The organism is Flectobacillus roseus, assembly GCF_030056595.1.
Taxonomy (GTDB): Bacteria; Bacteroidota; Bacteroidia; order Cytophagales; family Spirosomataceae; genus Flectobacillus; species Flectobacillus roseus.
This window is the reverse complement of sequence record NZ_JASHIF010000012.1, coordinates 85,625-108,171: the sequence shown is the minus strand read 5'-3', so window position 1 is coordinate 108,171 and position 22,547 is coordinate 85,625. Positions and strand designations below refer to the sequence as shown.

General features: G+C 37.6%; 14 protein-coding genes. 5 read left to right on the top strand and 9 right to left on the bottom strand.

What is annotated here, in order from left to right; genetic code table 11:
• Positions 1-88: 88 nt before the first annotated feature.
• The 3 genes from sppA to QM524_RS15720 all read left to right on the top strand — a co-directional run bounded on the left by sppA (position 89) and on the right by QM524_RS15720 (position 4,249).
• Positions 89-1,864 carry a signal peptide peptidase SppA gene (sppA, locus tag QM524_RS15730; RefSeq protein ID WP_283345300.1) on the top strand — a complete coding sequence of 592 codons (1,776 nt, stop codon included), beginning with the start codon at positions 89-91 and terminating at the stop codon, positions 1,862-1,864.
• Positions 1,865-1,985: 121 nt separating this feature from the next.
• Entirely contained in the window at positions 1,986-3,026 is a 1,041-nt protein-coding gene (bioB, locus tag QM524_RS15725) for a biotin synthase BioB (RefSeq protein ID WP_166577170.1), read from the top strand.
• Between the two features lie 257 nt (positions 3,027-3,283).
• The gene (locus QM524_RS15720) at positions 3,284-4,249 is read left to right on the top strand and encodes a hypothetical protein (RefSeq protein WP_095160217.1); all 966 of its coding nucleotides are present in this window, start codon (positions 3,284-3,286) and stop codon (positions 4,247-4,249) included.
• Positions 4,250-4,363: 114 nt separating this feature from the next.
• Here QM524_RS15720 and QM524_RS15715 read toward each other — a convergent pair whose 3' ends face one another.
• Both QM524_RS15715 and QM524_RS15710 read right to left on the bottom strand, forming a co-directional pair.
• Positions 4,364-5,689, bottom strand: a complete 1,326-nt coding sequence (locus QM524_RS15715; RefSeq protein ID WP_283345299.1) for a DEAD/DEAH box helicase — start codon at positions 5,687-5,689, stop codon at positions 4,364-4,366.
• A gap of 241 nt (positions 5,690-5,930) precedes the next feature.
• The gene (locus tag QM524_RS15710) at positions 5,931-6,368 is read right to left on the bottom strand and encodes a GNAT family N-acetyltransferase (RefSeq protein WP_283345298.1); all 438 of its coding nucleotides are present in this window, start codon (positions 6,366-6,368) and stop codon (positions 5,931-5,933) included.
• A gap of 202 nt (positions 6,369-6,570) precedes the next feature.
• Between QM524_RS15710 and QM524_RS15705 the strand changes: the two genes are divergently transcribed.
• Positions 6,571-12,132, top strand: coding sequence for a carboxypeptidase-like regulatory domain-containing protein (locus QM524_RS15705; protein WP_283345297.1), 5,562 nt, complete (start codon positions 6,571-6,573; stop codon positions 12,130-12,132).
• A gap of 224 nt (positions 12,133-12,356) precedes the next feature.
• Here the strand turns inward: QM524_RS15705 and QM524_RS15700 are convergent, their stop codons facing one another.
• From QM524_RS15700 to QM524_RS15680, 5 genes are all read right to left on the bottom strand, one after another.
• Positions 12,357-13,811: a DNA/RNA non-specific endonuclease gene (locus tag QM524_RS15700; protein WP_283345296.1), complete on the bottom strand. Its 1,455-nt coding sequence runs from the start codon at positions 13,809-13,811 to the stop codon at positions 12,357-12,359.
• 102 nt (positions 13,812-13,913) lie between these two features.
• Positions 13,914-15,491: a ribonuclease Y gene (gene rny / locus QM524_RS15695; protein ID WP_095160212.1), complete on the bottom strand. Its 1,578-nt coding sequence runs from the start codon at positions 15,489-15,491 to the stop codon at positions 13,914-13,916.
• 328 nt (positions 15,492-15,819) lie between these two features.
• Positions 15,820-16,110, bottom strand: coding sequence for a cell division protein ZapA (locus QM524_RS15690; RefSeq protein ID WP_095160211.1), 291 nt, complete (start codon positions 16,108-16,110; stop codon positions 15,820-15,822).
• A gap of 88 nt (positions 16,111-16,198) precedes the next feature.
• A complete protein-coding gene (locus QM524_RS15685; protein WP_095160210.1) occupies positions 16,199-16,528 on the bottom strand; it encodes a hypothetical protein in 330 nt (109 codons plus the stop codon).
• A gap of 202 nt (positions 16,529-16,730) precedes the next feature.
• Positions 16,731-18,245, bottom strand: coding sequence for an oligosaccharide flippase family protein (locus QM524_RS15680; protein WP_283345295.1), 1,515 nt, complete (start codon positions 18,243-18,245; stop codon positions 16,731-16,733).
• Between the two features lie 181 nt (positions 18,246-18,426).
• On the opposite strand from QM524_RS15680, the gene QM524_RS15675 reads away from it, so the two are divergent.
• The gene (locus QM524_RS15675) at positions 18,427-18,885 is read left to right on the top strand and encodes a hypothetical protein (protein ID WP_095160208.1); all 459 of its coding nucleotides are present in this window, start codon (positions 18,427-18,429) and stop codon (positions 18,883-18,885) included.
• Between the two features lie 80 nt (positions 18,886-18,965).
• Here the strand turns inward: QM524_RS15675 and QM524_RS15670 are convergent, their stop codons facing one another.
• Both QM524_RS15670 and QM524_RS15665 read right to left on the bottom strand, forming a co-directional pair.
• Positions 18,966-19,790, bottom strand: coding sequence for a DUF4249 family protein (locus QM524_RS15670; RefSeq protein ID WP_283345294.1), 825 nt, complete (start codon positions 19,788-19,790; stop codon positions 18,966-18,968).
• Positions 19,791-19,812: 22 nt separating this feature from the next.
• Positions 19,813-22,542, bottom strand: a complete 2,730-nt coding sequence (locus QM524_RS15665; RefSeq protein ID WP_283345293.1) for a TonB-dependent receptor — start codon at positions 22,540-22,542, stop codon at positions 19,813-19,815.
• Positions 22,543-22,547: the final 5 nt, after the last annotated feature.

Sequence of the window (22,547 nt, the reverse complement as noted above, 5' to 3'; positions counted from 1 at the left end):
TGACCGCTAATACAAAACAAAACCAAAACGTAATAACACATTTTCAAAGAATTACTTGTAAGGTATTTCTTTAACATCTTTTAAAAGTATGCTAGGATTCCTCAAAAATGTATTTGCGACCATTGTTGGTCTTTTTCTCTTCTTCCTTTTTGGCTTTTTTATTTTGATAGGCATCGCAGCAGCCATTGGCGGTAGCGAGGACAAAACAGCCTTGAAAGAGAATACTGTCTTAAAATTAGACCTTAATCATCCTATCGTTGAAAATGTAGCAGAGGACGAAAATCCTTTGAAGAACTTAGGTGGTCCTTTTGCCGATAATAGCGACGAAATCGGTTTGGTACAAATTCGTGAAGCGCTTAAGCGTGCGGCAGTCGATACACATATCAAAGGGATTTCTCTTCAAGCGCATTATCCTATGGGTGGATATGCTCAGTTACAAGAAATTAGAGATGCTTTGTTGGCCTTCAAAAAATCAGGGAAGTTTATCTATGCTTACGGAGAGTCTTTTACTGAAAAAGGCTATTACCTTACTTCGGTGGCAGACAAAATCTTCTTGAATCCTGCTGGTGGGTTAGATTTTAATGGTATTAGTGCCGAGATATCCTTTTTTAAAGGTACACTAGATAAACTAGATATCAAGCCAGTAGTATTTCGTGTAGGACAATTTAAGTCAGCGGTTGAGCCATTCATTCGTGAAAATATGAGTGAGGAAAACCGTGCTCAATACAATGAGTTATTGGGTTCTATCAATGATCAAATCATGTCTCAAATTGCTACGTCGAGAGGAATTAGTGCTGAGGCATTGAAGAAAGTAGCGGATGAACTAACGGCTTACGAACCTAAAGGTGCATTGCAGTCTAAGCTAGTGACTAATGTTGGCTACTTGGATGAATTTGAAACAGCCTTGAAAAAGAAGTTGAATATCGATGCCGACGACAAATTGACTTATGTTGGTTTAGGTAAATTCATGAAAGCTGAATCTGCCATTCCTTTCAACGATTCAGAAAACCGTATTGCCGTAATCGTGTCGGAAGGTACGATTGAAGGAGCTAAAGCAAGTTCGGGTAATATTGGCTCAGATGATTTTATAGCCGAATTGCGCAAAGCACGTGACGATAAAAAAGTAAAAGCGATTGTATTGCGTATTGATAGCCCAGGTGGTTCCTCATTGGCTTCGGATGTGATGTGGCATGAAGTGCAGTTAGCCAAAAAAGTAAAACCTGTAGTGGCGTCTATGGGCGATTATGCTGCTTCGGGTGGATATTACATGGCTATGGGCGCTGATACTATCGTGGCATTGCCAACTACGATTACGGGTTCAATCGGTATTTTTGCGCAGTTCTTCAATTTTGAAAACTTCTTTAAAAATAAATTAGGAATCACTCACGATCGTGTGAATACCAATGCGCATTCAGATTTTCCTACGGTAACAAGAGAATTGACTGATTTCGAGAAAAACTGGTTCCAAGCTCGTGTAAATGCAGGTTATGAAACCTTTACTTCAAAAGCGGCTCAAGGTCGTCACATGAATATCGACAAATTGAAATCTTTGGCAGGAGGTCGTGTTTGGACAGGCGAGCAAGCCAAAGCCAATGGTTTGGTGGATGTTTTGGGAGACTTAAACAAGGCTATCGAAATTGCTGCCAAAATGGCTAAAGTGAAAACAGATGACTACAAAGTAAGATATTATCCAACACCAAAATCATTCTTCGAAGAACTTATGGATAAGAAAGAAGATGAAATGGAAGCTAAATTCTTGAAAGCACAATTTGGTGAAATGGCATCTTATGTAAAACAGGTTCAGAAAGTTAAGACACAAGAAGGCTATTTGGCTTTGATGCCTTTTGCAATTGAATTCAAATAGTTATTTTGCTAAATATGCTACACAAAAGGGCTTCTCGTTTGGTGGAACGGGAAGTCCTTTTTAATTTTGGTATTGTGTAACACGATTGCGATGTGTCGCATCGTATCAATTTGCAAACAATATGGATATGATTAGAAATAACTGGACAAGAGAAGAGATTGAAGAAATCTATAACCTTCCTTTTTTAGACTTAGTATATCGTGCAGCTACTGTACACCGTCAACACCATGACCCACAAGAAGTACAAGTAAGTACATTGTTGTCAATCAAAACTGGTGGATGTCCAGAAGATTGTTCTTACTGCTCGCAAGCGGCTCGCTACCACACGAACGTAAAAGTTCAGAAATTGATGGAAGTTGAGGAGGTAATGGCTGCTGCTGAACGAGCACAAGATGCAGGTAGCTCTCGCTTCTGTATGGGTGCGGCTTGGCGTGAAGTACGTGACAACCGTGATTTCGACAAAGTGTTGGAAATGGTGAAAGGCGTAAATGCTTTGGGTATGGAAGTATGCTGTACTTTGGGTATGTTGTCAGAAGAACAAGCTCAAAAGTTGAAAGATGCAGGCTTGTACGCGTACAACCACAACGTAGATACTTCAGAAGAACATTATGATGATATTATTTCTACTAGAACTTACGACGATCGTTTGAATACGCTAGAAAACGTGCGTAAAGCAAATCTTTCCGTTTGTTCGGGTGGTATCATTGGTTTGGGCGAATCGTCTAAAGACCGTGTTGGTATGCTTCAGACATTAGCTAACTTACCAAAACATCCAGATTCAGTACCTATCAACAACCTTGTACCAGTTGCTGGTACACCACTTGAAGGACAAGATCCTGCTTCGGTTTGGGATATGGTTCGTACAATCGCTACGGCTCGTATTATCATGCCAAAATCAATGGTTCGTTTGTCGGCTGGTCGTTTGGAGCTTTCTTACGAAGGGCAAGCTTTCTGTTTCATGGCTGGTGCTAACTCAGTTTTCTCTGGAGACGTGTTGTTGACAACGCCAAACCCTAATGTGAATTCGGATAAAGAGTTATTCCAAATCTTGAGTATCAAGCCTCGCAAAGCATTCAAAGATGAGAAAAAAGCTCCAGTTGAATTCCAAGTAACTCCAACAGCAGGAAAAGCTTTGGGTATTGAAGAAGTTGTAATTTCTTAATATTGATAATGAGTAAAAAAAACTTCGAAATAGCCTTGTGCTATTGTAAAGCCCATATTTACTCAAAATCAAGATTGAAATAAACTTAGTAATGAATAGGACTTTTTAAGGAAAGTCCTATTTTTTTTGCCGTTTAATCAACTATCTATGCATTTGCCCGTGACCTTGCAGTTATATAGTTGTCTACATTGAAAATTTTCCGTTTACATACTGCTGTGATTATTCAGCAATCTCATTCAAAACACAATTCAAAAATCATGAAAAAAATTGCTTTCTTAATTCTATTCTTAGCCTCTTTTGCCGTTCTTTATTCATGTAATACCATTCCTGATGTGGTAGCACCTGGCCCAAACAATGAACTACCTGCGGCTACAGGTAAATTGGATGTAAGCTTTACCGACCCAACACTCAATGCGAATCCAGAAGTATTGGCAGGCTCGGGCGATAACGTAACCGTAACGCTATTAATCAAAAAATCACCAGATGGTGGTAAGCCTCGTGTAGCACGTGTATATGTAGCCGACAAAGCTAACTATCGTGGTACTACCGACCAACCTTTATTTGAGGTAAAATTGAAAAATGTAGACGAACAAACACAAACGTTTGAATATACCGTTTCGGCGAGTACTGGTGTAAACTATATTCATTTTGATGTACAAGATAATAGTGGTGCAATTTCTCGTAAAACCCTTAAAATTTCTATTGGAGCAGAAGAACAAATTGCTTCTTGGAATAATATCGAGCTCGGTGCACAAAGCAATGATTTAGGCTCACGTTTTGCTTCTTCAACAGGCGTTGTGTACAAAGTGTGTGACATTGATTCAAATATCAAATTTGTGGATATTACTTATGCTTCGACTCGTACTGCCGATGAACCACAATTTTTGTCAAATCCAGAAAGAGTTTTACAAGGATATTCGACCACTGTACCTGCATCAAATACTGATTGTGGAGGCTCTTCGACAGCGGGTGGCAATGCTACTTATTTCCAAGAAGCTCCTGTAGGAATCGACTTCGATGCAGCAAATAACACTACTTTACAAGCTTTAAGTATTTCTTCAACCAAACAATCAGTTTTGGTAAAAGAAGGTAAAATTTACGCTTACTCAAAAGGCTCAGGAACCAAAGTGAAGAAAGGCTTGATTCGCGTAAAGTCAATCACGAAAGGGACAGCGGCTTACGCCCAAGGAAAAGTAGTTTTTGACGTAAAAATTCAAAAATAGAACTGCCTGCTTTAAGCAATAGAAGTTCATTGGCTATTAATCAAAAAAGGGTTCGGAAAATATTTTCCGAACCCTTTTTTGATTAAAAACTTGGAGAATAAAACGCTCTCTCTCTTACGATTTACGAGAACGGTTTTCGTAAGACTTACCGTATTTGCGCTTCATTTCGGCTTTGTGGTCTCTTCTTACGTTTACCTTTTTATTTTTATCCGTCTTGTCATGATAAGCACTATTGTCAGAAATCTCAGGAAGTTTGGTAATAAACTTCATTTTTGCCTTTGGTATTTCCTCTTCTAGCAATTTTTCTGAAATCATTAAACCTTCTGGCGAATCTAAAATAGGCAACTCTGTGTTCATGAGCGTTTCTACCTGTTTCAAGTATTCAACCTCATTTTTAGTAACAAAAGAAATCGCAATCCCTTTTTTGTCATAACGACCTGTACGTCCGATGCGGTGAATATAGTTTTCAGGCATATCTGGCATATCAAAGTTGATTACGTGCGTAACTTCATCAATATCCAAACCTCTGGCAATAATATCAGTTGCAATCAATACTTGGCAATAGCCCAACTCAAATAAGCCAACGCTATTGAAACGGTGGTTTTGATTCTTGTTTGAGTGAATGACATCTACCTTGTGTTGAAGGGTTTTTTCCAATTGTTCATACAAAGTGTCTGCTAACTTTTTGGTGGCCACAAATACCAATACCTTCGTCATGCTTTTTTCATTTTTTAACAAAAGATTCAAAAGGTTTACTTTCGTGTAAAAGCTCTGAACAAAGTAATAAGACTGTGTAATGTTCTGATGTGGCGTGCCAACCGCTTCTGTTTCAATACGAACAGGGGAGTTAAAGAACGTTTCGACCAAGGTTTCAACATCTTTGGTAAGCGTAGCTGAGAAAAGCAAGTTTTGACGTTTTGAAGGTAATTTGTCAAAAATTACTGTCAATTGAGCACGGAAACCCAAGTTAAGCATTTCATCAAACTCATCAATAATCAAACGTTTTACATTTTTTGGATTAATGGTTCCATTCATCAAAAAGTCCACCAAACGCCCTGGTGTTGCTACCAAGATATCTACTCCTTGGAGTAATTCTGCCGTTTGAGGTTTGGTATTTACCCCACCAAAAATCCCCACAGTACGCACCGTCATATAAGTGGTAAGCGCTTTTACAGATTCCATCACTTGCACAACCAACTCACGAGTAGGCACCAAAATGATAATCTGAGGGTGTTTTTCTTTGGAGAATTGATAAAGTCGTAGAGCGGGCAACAAATAAGCGTAGGTTTTTCCCGTACCAGTTTGGGCAATTCCACAAACATCTCTTCCCGACATTACTACCGAGAAAACCTGCTCTTGAATGGGAGTGGGTTCTGTGAGCCCTAGATCATTGAGGGCATTTAATAAGAACGTATTGATATTTAAATCTTCGAATGTCATGGTTGTAAAAGTCGATAGCTCGACCTTGGCCGAGCTATGAAGTACTAATTTTTACAAAGTTACGATATATCTTTGGTAAAAAGCTATTCTGAGTGAAGATTATTTCTTGGAAATAGTCTAAAAATATAATTGCTATTGTTTTGATTTTCAGTTAACTAGTTTTTGGTTTAGTTTGAAAAATTACAGAATAGATACCACTTGTTGGCGTTGATATATTGCGTCTTTATGGACTTCAATAATACTAAATATCCTTTGTCATCTTAAAATGAGGTATTTCACCAAAAAGCAAATACGAATCTGCAATAATGGTATAACCAATGGCTTTGTAGAAAGCAACGGCATTTTGACGGGCATCCAGTACAATCTGCGTCATGGCTTGTTGACGAGCAGCTTCTTCCAAATAAGCCATCAAAAGTTTACCAACTCCTTTGCCTTGGGCTTCGTTGGATACTGCCACACAACGAACTTGTCCTTCGGTCGGGCTATTTTTTTGCAAACGAGCTACGCCCAAAATTTGCCCACTTTCAGTATCTACAGCCATAGCATGAGTTGCTTCGTCTTCGTCCTTGAGCACCTCGCTGCCTTTGGGCTGTCCCCATGGTTCACGTAAGATTTTAAAACGCAAATCATAATATTTTTCCCACTGTTCTGCACTCTGAGGCACCTTTATTTCAATCATAGTTGATGAATGTTTATTGAAAAATCTATTTCTATTTTTGATAGCTTACACTCCCTAAATAACTTATATTGCTAAAATATCTTTATTTTTTGCATTCTAAAAGCAAGCCTTTAAATTCAAATAGTTTATCAAAAAAACGATTTTAAACCTATTTGTTCGTTTTGATTATCTTTGAAAACACATACAATATACCAAAATCTCTATGAAAAAACACCTGACAGTTCTATGTCTAATCCTATCATTTTCTCAGATTGGACTGGCTCAATTACTTCACAAGACTTCGAAAGAAAGTCATTATCGGCTGGTTTATGCGCTCAATAGCTTGCAAATCAAGAATATCACCCTCAATGGCTTGGGTACAGTAGATTCATCTTATTTCAACAATTGTGTAGATACCGTAGCTCTGGATGAATCTTTTAAGAAATCAGGAAACTACCTCATTGCTTCACTCGACCACGATCGATTGAGATTAGAGCTCCTAGAAAATCGCCCTTTTAAGCTACAAATACTCAACAATCAATCTGATTTTAATGTGGTATTGATTGAGGATAATAATCGTTTTCTCAATAATGCGCAGGTATTTTTGGAAGGTAAAAAAGTGAAATTTTCAACTGAAAAAGGGCTTTATCAGCTTCCCAAACGCCATAATAAAGGCTTATTACAAATTGATTATGAAGGTGAAAGTTATTATGAAATCATAACAACAAACTATCCTTCTTATGCCAAAAAACTCAAAAATCGTATAATCTATTCTTTTCCTCTGAAATATCTTACCGTTCCACTTGTCAATTGGATAAAGTATCATAATCCACCCACTTTTGTTCGAAACATCAAGGCAATGTTTCGTGAGGGATTTAGTGACTATTTTGAGGAGAAAAAAGAGCAAAAGCTAGCGCGAAAATATGAAGAGTGGCAACAAAACGCTGTAGTGTTTCTGAACAAACCCAAATACCTACCCAAAGATACTGTTCGCTTTAAGGTGGTGTTGATGGATAAAAAAGGGCGCTATCTCAATAAGCCCTTTTTGGACGTAAAAATCGGGGGGGATTCAAAAAAGGTTATTACTAATCTTAAGCCCTATAGCAAAGGTTTGTTTGAAGGATACTTTGTATTGGCAGATAGTCTCAAGCTTAAACTAGACCAAAGTCAATATTTACGATTTATGGATGATGAAGATGAGTTAGCTTCAACATCCTTTCAATTTGCAGATTATGCTCTTAATGCTGAGTTATTTGAGATAAAGATTGATGAAAATGCGTATTATCAAAGCGATACGATTCAATTGGCTCTTTCGGCTTTTGATGAAAATGGTATCGCCATAAGTGACGCCCGCTACAGCTTAAAAGTTCAGACGCAACATATCTTTAAAATAGATACTCAACAGGTATTTGTCCCTACCTTGTATTGGACAAAATCGGGAAATATGCCCGCTTCTGGCAAAGAAACTATCACTTTTCCTGATTCTTTGAAGAAAAACTTTTCTGGAAGTTTTCAAATCATAGTCGATTTTACAACGGCAGATAATAAGGTATTTTCCAAAACAGCCTATTTAAACTATTATTCTCGTAATAGGACTCCTGAAGAGCTTCGCAGTAAACAACAAAGGCAAGCAGCAATACCTTTTAGTGTTACGGCCTCAAGAAATATAGACTCTTTACAAGTAACTATTCAAAACCCTGAGCATAAGCCATATTGGTACGCTTTGTACTACAAAAATCGAAAGCTGGAAGAACGCTTCGACACGACATCTAAAAGTATCTCTTTTCATGCTAAAAGAAAAAGGGATTACTCTATTGCTTATCACTATCTCGCAAATGATAAAGTCAAAACAGCCAGTGATGTTTTCAGGTTCTCAGACAAATTACTCCAACTTGACTTAGACGCCTCCTCTGTGATTTCGCCTGGGCAGGAGGTGGATATGACTGTTTCGGTTAAAGATGCTTTTGACAAGCCACAACCTAATGTTGACCTTACCGCCTTTGCTTTCACGAATAAGTTTAAGGAGTCATCGGATACCTATTTGAAGAATTATAGCAAAACTTATAAAGCTCGGAAAGTCTTTAATAATTTTTTTACCAAGGATAATAGAGTCCAGTATCGTAACACTATTATCAAAAAGCCAGATTGGCTGGAGCGCTTTGCTGTGAGAGATAGCTTGTTTTACCAATTTTTATTTCCCCAAAATGGCTTGTTTACAGCTACTATTCCTGCCGAAAACCGAACGGAGTTTGCACCATATATCATAGAAAATGGAGAATACCAAGACATCAAGTATTTGGTAGTTGACCACGTTCCCGTGTATTTGGGTTTAGCTGCCCAGTCACAGAGATATAGCTTTCAGACAGACAACCAGCCTCACAACCTTTTGATTCGTACCTCAACCAAAATTGTTGAGCTAAACAATGTGGTCTTTAAACCCAATCATAAAACGATTTTAGGAATAGACCCTACTAAAGGTCATCCAAATATAGAAGTTACGCCTTTGAGTTCGATGGCCACGCCACCTGAGCTAGCTATGCTGAATGATTTGTTGATGCCAATCAGAAAAACGGTTTCATTGCCTAAAAATAGCTATATCAAACAAAAAGAAAGAGTATTTTATATTGATAAGAGACAACCTGAGGAACAAATCATAGGTCCCGTATTTGAAACCCAAGTTGACTTTTTAGCACCTAACATTTCTTCACTAGAGTTCAAATTTGAAAAAGGATATCGCTATGAAGTATTAGCTCCTATTATCAAAATGAAACCAAATGAAAGTTATACAAGCTATAATTTTAACTCTTCTGAAAATATTAATCAAGCTCAAGACGTACCTACTCATATAGATTTTGACGAAGTGGCATGGACCGAAGAAGAAATTTTATTGACAGACAAAATAGAGAAGGAAAAAGAGGCTAAACCTGTAGCTCAATACAAAGTTCCCTCCACAACGACTGAAAATCATACGAAGCTAAACCTCTTATACAAAGCGTTTAGAGAAAATCGATATCTAAAACATATTATTCTTTTCAAAGATAACGAACCCAATTTTATTCGTGTTTATCCTGCAAGCACATCGGTGATGCATGAGCTAGAACAGTGTGAATATACACTTTACTTACTTTGGAATAATAATGATTTTTCTGAAATACCCGTACGAAAACTGCACTTAGGAGGTCTGAACGCTATACTTATCTCAGATAACGATATTCAAAAATCTAACGAGAAATCAGAGAAAATGAATGGTCTGGTATTACAAAGTTTATACGGATTTGAAACCAATAAGCTTAACCAACTAAAGCAGATATATCAATTAGAGACACCCATTAATTACAGATTTGACACAGTAGAATATTCAATTTTTGGAACCATAACAGATTCAGAAAACCAACCTATCCCAGGAGTTTCGATTAATATAAAAGGTACTACAAAAGGTGTAATGACAGATCAGCATGGCCAGTATCGATTAATATGTCCTCGTAACTCTGTTTTAGTGGTATCTGCGATTGGCTACGGTTCTACCGAATATATTGTCAAAAATGCTATTTTGAATAATATTACTCTTCTCGAGAGTGAAACACACTTAGATGAGGTTGTTGTAGTGGGGTATGGTGCTCAGTTAAAAAAAGCACTCACGGCTGCGGTAGTTGGAATATCTATCCGAGGTACTTCAAGTCTTAAATTTTTACCCCCTGAAATTAAAACTGATGGCGATATGCAAGCTTTTCCGCCTGTGTATGTACTCAACGGCAAACTAGTTAATGAATATGATGATCGAGAATATGAAGTATCAGAAGTATTAAAAGGACAAACGGCTACCGCTTTATATGGCTCACGAGCCCAAGGAGGCGTATATGTATTACAGAAAAAAGGTGCAGTAGAAGCAACACCAGCTATCCGTAAAAACTTTAAAGATGATGCCTTTTGGCAACCTAAACTAACCACTGACCAACAAGGAAAGGCTCATTTTAAAGTGAAATTTCCTGATGACCTTACCACTTGGAACACACATATAGCTGCCACAAGCGCCAATCGACAAACAGGGATGAAGCAGACTGTCATTAAAAGTTTTAGGGCGGTTTCAGCCAATCTTACTGTACCTAGATTTTTGGTAGAGGGTGATTCCGTGCAGGTTTATGGAAAAGTAAAAAACTATAGGACGGACTCTTTGAAAGTTAAAACGCAGTTTAAACAAAAAGAAGTAGCCCTCAAGTCAAGCGAAATAAGTGTACTAGGTTCAAAAATGGACTCAGTATTTGTAAAGGCATTTACCAAAGATACCCTTGCATTATATTTTGGTATCAAAACCCAAACTAATATCCAAGATGCGGAGGAACGCAAAGTTCCCGTATATGCACAAGGAACGATTGAAACCACAGGAACTTTCAAGGTACTGGAAAAGGACTCTAGTTTGACTTATAATACCAAACAATCTAGCCTGAAGATTTCGGCTTTGGCAACTTCGCTGGAAGTGTATGAGCAAGAAATCAAGCATTTGCATAATTACCAATACTATTGCAATGAACAACTGGCTTCGAAGCTCAAAGCTTATTTGCTTCAGCAACGCATAGACATACAAAAAGGAAAGGCTTTTAGTTATGAAAAAGATGTAAGGAAGATTGTTTTTCAGCTACTAAACAATGTCAATACCGAGCAAAAATGGGGTTGGTGGGGTATTGCACCAACGTCTTTATGGATTTCTGAGCACGTAGTAGAAACACTATATCAGGCGCAAAAACAAGGGTTTGAGGTCAAGTTTGACTTTAAGTTATATGCACAAAAAGAATTATATCAAGTAGATAACAAGTCTATTTCTGAAAAACTAAAGAATCTTCTTTTACTCAGAAAACTTGACACCTTGCTGAAAGTAAATGCTTTTTTACCTAAATACGACTCTGTAAAAATACTGACCGATAAAATTAACTACAAACTGCTATTACTTTCACAAGGTCAAAAAGTAGACTTGGTGGATATTTTCAAAGAAGAAAAAACGACTATTTTGGGAGGTATTTATTACGGTATAAGAGAAGTATTTGTTTACGAAAATGAATTTTTGAATACCTTAAAAGTATATCAAATACTCAGACAAATAGGTGGATACGAAAGCAAACTCAATAAGATTCGCCAGTATTTTTATGAGGTGCGAAATAACACAGGCTACTGGCGTAATACGTATGAGAGTGCTTTGGTACTTGATATTTTGGGCAAAGATGTAAAAGTGGATGGTACGGTTTCAAAGCCAAGCTTACAAATAGAAATAGATGGAAAAACAACTGTAGAAACTACTTTTCCATACCAAAAAGAGATGCTGGTAAAAGATAAAGTCAAAGTGAAGAGTTTGTCGTCAGCACCAGTATTTGTGAGTGTATTTGAGCAAAAACAAAATACTCATCCCCAAAAGGTTGAATCTGATTTTGTGGTAAATACCTATTTTGAAGGGAATAAAACCAGACTAAAAACGGCTCAAAAAACCAAGTTGATTGTAGAGATAGAAGTTAAGAAAGATGCCGACTATGTCATGCTCGAAGTGCCTATTCCTGCAGGTTGTATTTATACTAAAGAAGTGCAAAATTATTGGTTTAACAACAGCTATTATATCGAGCAATATAAGAATAAGCAGAACTATTATTTTACCAAAATCCGTGCAGGAAAATATCGCTACGAGATAGAACTAACCAGCACTTTTGCAGGCAAATTTAGTCTGAATCCTGCCAAAATAGAGCTTATGTATTTCCCTGTATTTTTTGGAAGAGAGGGGGAGAAGAGCGTTGTTATTGAGTGATTTGTGATTGAGTGCATGAGTGATTACCTTAGGTTAAAAGAAATCACTCATGCCTGTTAACTGAACAACATTGAATTTACTAGTTCAAGACTTTGTCTTGGACTCATTTTTTAAACAGTTTGAAACTGTTTAAAAAATCATTGAAAAAGCACAAACACCTGAATGACACTTTCTCGTTTTGTCCAGTAATCAGCACTCATGCCTTTAAACAGCCTAAAGCCAGCTTAGTTATTATCTACTTTCGCTTCAATTACACTTTGAATATCTTTTGGTACGTCTGAAAGGAAATCAAAACCTGTGAGTTTTTCCAAGGCATCTACCGATACACGATAGTCACGCCAATTAGTAGCACCAGCTTGGTTGGTATTTGGGATATTCACAGCAATCACACGAGTATCCGTGCCAATTCGATACAAATCGTTTTGACCTACAGGTAGTACTACAATGATTTTCCAGACTGATTTGGGTACTACAATGGTATTTTTATTTCCAATGGTTTGAGCTTCACCATTTGAACCAGAGCCACCTTGTCCATAAGGACCCGCAATGACATATAATTCATAACCTTGCTCTACGAGTCTGCGTCCATATTCTTCTAAGTTTTTCCAAACGCCACGATTATTATCTGGTGCTTGAGGCATCATATTGGTCATCAAAAATGTTTCTTGATTTTCTTCTACACTTCCATCTCTATCATCTGACGGACAAATATGTCCTCTATCAAACCCCGAATCTGTATAATCTCTGGTATTGACTGCAGACCAACCTTGTGGAAGGGAACTGTCTGGTCTGAAATCATTTTGTCTTTGAGCGTCGCCTTTCCATGCCGCACTTACATGCCAGCTTACCCAATTGGCTGTTGCTTTCGATTTGTTGTAAGATAAAGCATATGAGTTTTTCAACATCAAGAAATTATTCGAATAGCTGGTATTGCTGATGGCATTGCTTGGGTTGCCCAGCAACAAATTGTTGTCCTTTGTCGCTACGTTGTTTGGAGCTGGTTTTGGATTAGGTTTTGGACTCGGATTGGGCGTTGGAGTAGGAGTAGGTGATGGGTTGGGAGTAGGAGTAACACTACCCGAATAAGCTGAAACGCTTACATCGTCGATGTTTAATCTTCCACTTGTTCCATCCACCTTTACTATTTCAAATCTGGTTGGAATAGTAGTGTTTACTGTAAAGGTAAAGTCTTTGAGGAATTTATCAGCGAGTGTAATAGTGTTACCGATTTTGTTCCAAGTATTTCCTCGGTTGGTTGAAATACGAACTTCAAAAGCAGCAGTTTTGTCCGACTGATAAAGACCAGCTTTGAGCTTAATTTGGTAAATACCTGATGTCAAGTCTGTATCAAAACGAACCAAACCATCCTCTTTGATACGAATCGCTTTTGCTCCATTTTTGATGTCATTATCAGTACTGCCCATCATGGCATTTTCAAAATACCAGTCACCAGAGTTGGTAGTAATGGTTGCAGTTTCATATTTGTTTTTACTTACTTGGTCAAAGTTTTCTGGAAAATTACTAACCACCTTAACTACATTAGTGGTCTTGTTGGTATTGGTATTTGTGTTGGTATTCGTATTGTTTGGTGTGTAAACACTCACACATGAATAGAACAACCACGAACTAGCAATGAAAATGGTTAGGTTTTTAAATAATGATTGAAAGTGTGTTTTCATAGGAAGTAATAATTACATGGATTTGGGGTGAAGTCGTTTAGCATAAAAAAGCCTCATCAAACTTATAGTTTAATGAGGCTTTTATGAATTTATTGTGTGAAATTATTTTGCGTAATTTACAGCACGCATTTCACGAATTACAGTGACCTTGATTTGACCAGGGTACTGCATTTCTTTTTCGATTTTTTGAGAAATATCGTAAGACAACATGCTTGCTTTTTCATCCGATACATTTTCAGAATCCACTAATACACGTAGTTCACGACCAGCTTGGATAGCATAACATTTTTGAACACCGTTGAAGCTTGTTGCCAATTCTTCAAGTTCTTTCAAACGACGCATATAAGATTCCATCATTTCACGACGAGCACCTGGGCGAGAGCCAGAGATAGCATCACATACCTGAACGATTGGTGAGATCATCGACGTCATTTCGATTTCATCGTGGTGAGCACCAATAGCGTTGCAAACTTCTACGTTCTCTTTATATTTTTCAGCCAATTGCATACCCAAAATAGCGTGTGGCAATTCGGCTTCTTCTGGCCATACTTTACCAATATCGTGTAACAAACCTGCACGTTTAGCCAACTTCGCATTTAAGCCTAACTCAGCTGCCATGGTTGCACAAAGTTTGGCTACTTCACGTGAGTGTTGCAATAAGTTCTGACCGTAAGAAGAACGGAAACGCATACGACCAACCATCTTGATTAACTCTGGATGCAAACCGTGGATACCCAAATCGATTACAGTACGTTCACCGATTTCGATGATTTCTTCCTCAATATTTTTCTTCGTTTTAGCTACAACTTCTTCAATACGAGCTGGGTGAATACGACCATCTTGTACCAAACGGTGTAGTGACAAACGAGCAATTTCACGACGAACAGGATCAAAACCTGAAATGATAATCGCTTCTGGAGTATCGTCTACAATAAATTCAACACCTGTAGCCGATTCTAATGCACGAATATTACGACCTTCACGACCAATGATTTTACCTTTGACATCGTCAGACTCAATATTGAATACTGATACACAGTTCTCAATTGCATTTTCGGCAGCAGTACGTTGAATCGTTTCAATAACAACCTTTTTAGCTTCTTTTGTAGCTGTCAGCTTCGCTTCTTCAATGGTATTTTTGATAATAGAAGAGGCCTTTGTTTCGGCTTCTCCGCGTAAAGCATCAATCAATTGTTGACGAGCCTCATCGGCAGAAAGCCCAGCGATTTTCTCTAATTGAGCTACTTGTGAAGCCAACATTTTTTCAGCTTCATCACGCTTACGATCTGCTTCTTCCAACTTACGCTTCAAGTTCTCATCTTTTGCGTTCAACGATTGACGTTGACTACTCAATTCAGATTCGAGGCGTTTAGTTTGCTCCATTGATTGTTGGATGCTACGCTCTTTTTCTTTAAGTTTTTGCTCGTTTTGAATAAGAATTTGTTTCTTTTTGTTAGAGTCATCTTCAAACTCAGCTCTCAACTTAAGGAACTTCTCTTTTGCTTCGAGGATACGATCTTTTTTAATATTTTCAGCTTGAGACTCAGCATTTTTTACAATATCTGAAGCTTTGGCGATAGCTTCATCTTCGATTTTTTGTGTATTTTTTGCAAAAATCACTTTGCCAAGAAATATACCTGCCACAAGAGAAACTACAGCAGCAATGATTGGAGTTAACATTTTAGAATACCGTTTTAGAATCGCTTTCTTAGAGGATCAAGCTCAGTAACGAGCATTAATCAATAGTTAAATAACGATTGTGAAAAAAAATACTAAAACAGGCAAATTACCGAAGATGGGGAATATCAAAGCTGAAGATTAGTCAATATCCATGAAATAGGGATATTAAAATACAATATATCTTGATTCCCTGACTGTAAAGCAAGGTAATGTATCAAAATATTCTAATTAAATAATCTATCTTGATGTTTTGGCTTAAGGATACTTTTTGAAATATTAGGTATATAAAAGCAAAAACATTTAGTGCACACGAATATACTTTAAGACTTTACTTTAAAATGGAATCAACAAGAGTATCCATTTCTGACATTTTGGTCATTACAGTTTTTTGGAGATCAGAGTGCTTATTGTCAAACTTTAGATTGTCGATGGCGTAATCTAATGCCACAAAAGCGAGTAGTTCGTATGATTCAGAGAGACCAACTTTTTCTCTCACAAAATCCATTCTTTCATTAATCAACTTTGCCGCCTTGCGAACGTACTCTTCCTCCTCTCGTCCTACCATTAGGTTGAACTCCTTAAGACCTACATTGATATTGCAAGGGATTTTATCTGCCATTGGTTTAGGATTTTTAATGACTCATACCGTCTCGGCTTTGTCTGAGCTATAAAATTGATATATGCTATATCCAGTTACCTAGAGATTTTTAAACGCTTAGTTGACTAATACACTTATCTATTTCCAAAATATATTCGTCGATTTTTTCCTTCAATTCGGCAGGGTCACCTGCGTTTTTGAGATTGTTTGCTACAATCTTAGTAAATTTATCTGAATTTTTAAAGTTTTTAGACTGTTCGTTTAATTTTTTCTGTAATTCCAAATGATCTCTTTCCATCTCAATTATCTTCTTTTTGAGTAATTCTTTTTCCTTTTGCGACTCTTTCAACTGATCCTTGAGTTCAGTGTAGGCCATGACCAATTTCCTTAGCTTTACTTCTAAGGAATCAATAATGGTTCTTATCTGAAATTCGGTCATGTGCAAAATGGATTTTGAATAAAGTAAGAATTACTGTGTTAATCGGGTTGTATGAAGAAAATAGTCTTATGTATTACAAAAAACTAAAACTAATACAAATTTCTTAATTTTCTCTTAAATAATTGAGCAATTATCAGCCTTTTTTTATTGAATGGTTTTTCTTTGGGTTGAATGCCCAAAATCTCTAGGTAAAATGACCATTTTAATTCAAATTAAAGCGTTTTTGCCATTTTTCAGGAAGTACAGTTTTACGCTCCACAACAATTACTCCAATTGTATATAAAACCAATAGCAAGGCGTGATAGGGGATAGAAATCCAAAGGTTTGCGATTGGTATTGATAATGTAAAATAAATTAGCGCCCCCGCACTGACAATATACCCAACTGCCGATTTGATTCTATATGGAACAGGGTAATACTTTTGTCCCCAATAATAACATAGCAGGGTCATTGTAAAGCATGAAATCAAAAAAGCCCATGCACATCCCATGTATCCAAGTTTGGGAATTAGAACAATGTTTAAAATCACCGTGACTGCCAAACCTATAAAAGTAATAATCGTGCCAAAATAGGTCTTGTTATTTAACTTAAACCAAACAGAAATATTGTAATATACTCCTAAGAATAAATTTGCCAAGAGCAACAAAGGAACAACCGTAATGCCTTCTTGATAAATGGCCTTGCGTAAGAATAACTTTTTGAGCCAGTCAAGGTTAAGACATACGCCCAGCCAGATAAAAATACAAACGATGGTGAACCATTTGGTAGCTTCAGCCAAAGTTTCAGTAGAGTTTTTATCTTTATTTTTTGATAAGAAAAAAGGCTCGGCTGCATATCTGAAGGCTTGTGTAGACAAAGCCATAAAAATAGAAAGTTTATAAGCATTGCCATAAATTCCTAAGGCTTGGCGCGAGGTACGGCCTGGATAAAAGTTTTCGGGTAAAAATTGCTCTAACAGAATTCTGTCAAAAACCTGATTGACCATTCCTGCCAAGCCCATAATCATAATAGGGTAAGCATATACCAAAAGTTCTTTGAAAAGTGGCCACTCAAATTCAAATTTGTAATCAAAGATTTCTTTTCTTAATAACCAGATATACGACATATTGGCCAAAAGGTTGGCAATAATGATATAGCCTGCACCAATCGAGGCAATATATAGCATTTGAGCTAGAGGCTGTAAAAATGTTAGATAGTCTCCCTCTGAGATTTTTTTCAGACCTAATAAGAAAAATATGTTGAGCCCAACATTGAGTAGGATGTTGATAATCTTGGCAGTAACAAATTTTTTAGTGGCTTTTTCTAATCGTAAGCGTGCAAACGGAATGGCAGTAATTGAGTCAATCCAAATAAGTACAGCCAAACAAATCAGGTCTAACTCACGATGTGGATAGCCTAAACTTGAGATGATTGAGGACGAAAACAGAATTAATACTCCTGAAAAAATGGTACTGGTAACCAATAAAGCTGTTTGTATGAGATTGTAGTAACGAGTCTTGTCTTCGGCGGCAAAGCGAAAGAAAGCCGTTTCCATGCCATAAGTGTAAAGAATATTGGCTACGGCCACATAACTGTATAGCTTGACATTGATCCCTAAATCTTCAGGTAAAAATGCTGCTGTATGAATAAATACTAACAGGAAATTGAGCGAACGCCCCAAAATGGTAGAAATTCCATAAGATGCGGTTTCGCCCGCCAATTTTTTTAAAACTGACATATCAGAGAGAGTTCAGTGTATTTTTTATCAATGGGGCAAAGTTACAGAGAGTTGAGGATTTATTGTTGGTTCGCCGTAAGACTTCTTTTATCTTTGACACAAATCGGCTCGTTTATTTCGAGCTGTCACCCTAGTTTGTTGACTTATAGGAATCATTTTATTTATACTAAAAAACAAAATTATGAGGAAAAGCCTCTTGTTATTAGGTTTGATGTTAGCTTTATCAAGTACGATAAAGCTTCAGGCGCAAGCTGTTAGTTATTACCCTTGGAATAATATCCTTTCGGTATCGAGCAATGCTACCAAAAGGTTGTGGGTAGACTGTCGTTTTCAATTAAATTCCTTCTCTTCATCATTGAATACAGAACCAGCTTTGATGCTGAATGTAGCAAAGGCAGGGAAAGCTAATTTTTATGTTGGAGGTGGCGTGAATTTTGGATTTGTTGGCGCTATTGTTAATAAGGATGATTTGATAAAAGGATACTTTGGCTCTGTTGGTACTCGTATATATCCTTTAGAAAAACTTCCTCAATTGAGTGTTAATTATGAAATTTCACCTTACATCAATAACATTCAAGGTACAAGTGGCATTATTCGTTCTTGGTTGGGCGTAGGATACCAATTTGGAAAAGTAAAGTAGTGCTAATATCTAATAAGAAAAAGGGGGACGAAAATTGTTTTTCGCCCCCCTTTTTAATACTGTAATGCTAGCTCAGATTATTATCGTTGTTTTACCTCAAATTTGAGTGTATCGGCATTAACTCCTGTAAACACACCTAGCCCATTTGTAATACTCGTAGGAGGGGTGCTGATATTTTGTGAGGTTGAGCCAGAACTGCGATACAAGGCAGCATAATCAGGGTTTACGTGCATCAATATCACATTGTGCATACCAAAGTATTGAAACTCGTTAGGGTTTACACTTGTAGAGGTTCCTTGAACGGGTTGACTTCTAAAACGTCGTGTAAACATAGTAGAGTCAGCATCGTCGGCCAAAATGTAAATGGGTGTTGGGTCTGTCTCGATATTGTCGACCACTACAAAATAATAGTCGCTCGTGGTATTGTCCCATGTCACCTGAATGTTGGTTCCGCCCATGCCACCCATAGGTCTACCGCCACTACTCAAATCAATTTGCGATAAATAAATCGAACTTTGGTCAAGGGCATAATTTTCGGGTTTGGTCGGAATGATTGTCGTTGCCGAAATGGTTTTTCCGTTATAAACAAAGCTCATACTATAACTCACGCCAACCTTGAGTTTTACCGTTGTATCTGAACGATAGTCGCCATTACCCAAAGATTCAAGGGTATAAGTTTTTCCATCCCCAGTGACAGTAATCTTCAATCCATCTATTGGTTCTTCTGAGCTGATACTTTGGTCACTATAAGGGATTTCTTTTTTGACGTGCATACTAATGTATTGACCTGCCACAAGATAAGCTTCTATTACTGCATTGTCGGTAACTTCGACAGAACCTTCATTACTACAGCTCGATAAAAAAGCACCTAGCAAAAGGGCTATTACGAAATAATATATTTTCATGATATGTAAATGCTTTTACGGATTATTTCAATTTATAAGTAAAGGTGATGTTTGGTGTAAAGCCCAAGTAATTCACATTGGTCACAGACAAATACTTTTCGTTGGTATCGCTGTCGGTAATGGTTTGGAATTTTTTGTACCAAACATTCTGGCGACCATATAAATTATAAATAGATAGCCCAATACTGCCGTGTTTGAAGTTGTAAGTGGCTGCCACATCCATGCGGTGTGAGTCTGGCAAACGATTGGCATTGGTCGTAGATGGGCTTGTATAATCCTTTTCTGTACCATCCAATAACTTGATGATGTAGCCACCTGTAATAGAGGTATATGGCATACCAGAGGCATATATCCATGTAAGTGAAAAATCCCAGTGCCCCATTTTGTACATATTGACACTTTTGAATTCATTACGAACGTCGTAATTTGAAGGAAATGGCGTTGCTGAAAACTGCGCAATGCTCTTTTCTGACTTGGCTAAAGTGTAGCCTACCCAACCTGTGTAATCCCCAAACTTTTTCTGAATCAAAAAGTCAATCCCTCTTACTTTTCCTGTACCTGTAAAGAAAGTTTCGCTAGCAGATAAACCTCTACCTACCGTAGGCACAAAGCGCAGTGTATAGCGTGTATCATTGTCGATATCTTTGTAATAGGCTTCTACGTCAAATACATAATCGTCTATTTCATAACTAGCCCCAATAATATAGTGCTTAGAAGATGTGACAGGTAAGTAGCTGTCATTGGCCAACAACCAGAAACTACGGCTACCATTAGTGATATCCTCACGCTCCACTTGTTTGGCAAACTGATAGTATTGACCCAATGCACCTTTCAGCATGAGTTTTTTGGTTAAAGAAAAAGTCGCAGAAAGTCGAGGTTCTAAATAGTTCTTTTTGGTTACATCGTAATAAGTGGTTCTTAAACTTGGTTTTAAAACCAATTTGCTATCACCGAATTTGATTTGGTCTTGGAGATAGGCCGAAATCAAATTTCCTCTGTCATTTTTGCCAAGAATCACCGTGGTATCATTTTGACTATATGTATAATCTATTTGCAAATGACTAGCCTGAACTCCCATTTCTATCAATTGGTGCGCAGATAGACGGTATTCAAAATCTGATTTAAAAGAAATGTCTTTCAAATCATTGTTTTCCAAAGAACCAAATTTGACATTTTGGGTAGTGCCGTCAGTACGAGTAATGGTATTTTGGTTGGTGTTATCTCTGTTACTGTAATAGTTTGAAAAACTAAATAATGTATTGGTATAAAAACGCTCAGTCCATTGACGTGACCATTTCAAGCTTGAGCCTGTATTGCCCCAATTTGAGACATCGGTATTGGCAAAACCACCTCCACGACCGCCACCAAATGGAAGCGAAAGGTTCTGAGAATTGTCCAAAAAGTCTTCACCATTATAAAAACTCAGTGTAATATTATCTCGTTGGGTTGGACGGTAGGTTACTTTACCATTGAGGTCATAAAAATAAGAAGACACCGTTTGACCAGACTGAAATCTACGAGCGAATCCGCCTGTAAAGCCTGCATTGTTGCTACTATTTGCCGCTTGTTGGGCTTTAAAAGTATTAAAGATTTTGTTGTAAATCGGTCCAGCCCATGAGTGGCGAGCTGCTACTACGAAGGTCATTTTTTTTGTAATAGGGCCTTCCGCCAAAATATTGGCACTCAACAAACCAACATCAGCGGTGGCGTTAAACTCTTTTTGATTACCGTCTTTACTGGTTATATCAACCACACTGGATACACGTCCACCATATTTTGCTTCAAAACCACCTTTGAACAAACGCACGTCTTTGATGGCATTGGAGTTGAAGGCACTAAAAAAGCCATAAAGGTGGTCGACATAGTACACCGTAAAACCATCGTACAATACAAGATTTTGGTCTGGCGTACCACCACGTACATACAAGCCCGAGGACGATTGATTGGCTGCACTAATCCCTGGCATTAGCTGGAAACCTCGAAAAATATCTTTTTCACCGACATTGGGGAGCTTCGCGATGTTTTTAGGCGTCATCATAAACATCCCAACGGTTTCGTTTACCTTCATGATTTCGGTTTTTTCACCTGTTACTTTTACTTCGTCTAATTCCTCGTTGGCGGGTACTAGATCAATACGAAGGTTGCTAGTTGGTGTTTGGGGGTTCAGGTAATAAGTCAAGGTTCTGTAACCTATATAGCTAATCACCAAGGCGCTGGTATCGGAAGGTATTTTTTGTATTGTAAAAAGCCCATCCACGTTGGTCTGCACACCAGTTTTTCTACCTTTTACAGTAACAGTGGTAAAAGCCAGTGATTCGCCAGTGAGCGCATCTACGATTTTACCAGAAATACTAAAGTTTGTTTTTTCTGATTTGCCTTTGTACTGTTGTTCGGTAATAGCTTTGGCTACAGTAACTTTTTGTGATTTTGGTACGATATGAAGGACACTATTTTCGTCGACATATATTTTTAAATCTGTATTTTTTAGCGCATTACTAAAGCCAGTTTCTGCTTTGATCTTCTGAAACCAATAACTTATACGGTATTTACTCAGAAGGGTAGGGTCTGCATCTATTTTTAGCCCTGTTTTTTTAGTTAAATCCTGACAAATTTCAGAAAGAAGAGCATTATTGTAGAATTCATCGGCAATGGTAATTCCTGTCGTATTGACTGGAATGGGTGTCTGTTGACCCCATGCTTGAAAAGACCATTGAATGCAAATCAATGCGAACAGTAATAGTATTTTTCTCATGCTTG

Excerpts from the sequence above, each read along its gene's own strand:
- sppA (WP_283345300.1), top strand. The coding sequence starts at position 89 with ATGCTAGGATTCCTCAAAAATGTATTTGCGACCATTGTTGGTCTTTTT.
- bioB (WP_166577170.1), top strand. The coding sequence starts at position 1,986 with ATGGATATGATTAGAAATAACTGGACAAGAGAAGAGATTGAAGAAATC.
- QM524_RS15720 (WP_095160217.1), top strand. The coding sequence starts at position 3,284 with ATGAAAAAAATTGCTTTCTTAATTCTATTCTTAGCCTCTTTTGCCGTT.
- QM524_RS15715 (WP_283345299.1), bottom strand. The coding sequence starts at position 5,689 with ATGACATTCGAAGATTTAAATATCAATACGTTCTTATTAAATGCCCTC.
- QM524_RS15710 (WP_283345298.1), bottom strand. The coding sequence starts at position 6,368 with ATGATTGAAATAAAGGTGCCTCAGAGTGCAGAACAGTGGGAAAAATAT.
- QM524_RS15705 (WP_283345297.1), top strand. The coding sequence starts at position 6,571 with ATGAAAAAACACCTGACAGTTCTATGTCTAATCCTATCATTTTCTCAG.
- QM524_RS15700 (WP_283345296.1), bottom strand. The coding sequence starts at position 13,811 with ATGAAAACACACTTTCAATCATTATTTAAAAACCTAACCATTTTCATT.
- rny (WP_095160212.1), bottom strand. The coding sequence starts at position 15,491 with ATGTTAACTCCAATCATTGCTGCTGTAGTTTCTCTTGTGGCAGGTATA.
- QM524_RS15690 (WP_095160211.1), bottom strand. The coding sequence starts at position 16,110 with ATGGCAGATAAAATCCCTTGCAATATCAATGTAGGTCTTAAGGAGTTC.
- QM524_RS15685 (WP_095160210.1), bottom strand. The coding sequence starts at position 16,528 with ATGACCGAATTTCAGATAAGAACCATTATTGATTCCTTAGAAGTAAAG.
- QM524_RS15680 (WP_283345295.1), bottom strand. The coding sequence starts at position 18,245 with ATGTCAGTTTTAAAAAAATTGGCGGGCGAAACCGCATCTTATGGAATT.
- QM524_RS15675 (WP_095160208.1), top strand. The coding sequence starts at position 18,427 with ATGAGGAAAAGCCTCTTGTTATTAGGTTTGATGTTAGCTTTATCAAGT.
- QM524_RS15670 (WP_283345294.1), bottom strand. The coding sequence starts at position 19,790 with ATGAAAATATATTATTTCGTAATAGCCCTTTTGCTAGGTGCTTTTTTA.
- QM524_RS15665 (WP_283345293.1), bottom strand. The coding sequence starts at position 22,542 with ATGAGAAAAATACTATTACTGTTCGCATTGATTTGCATTCAATGGTCT.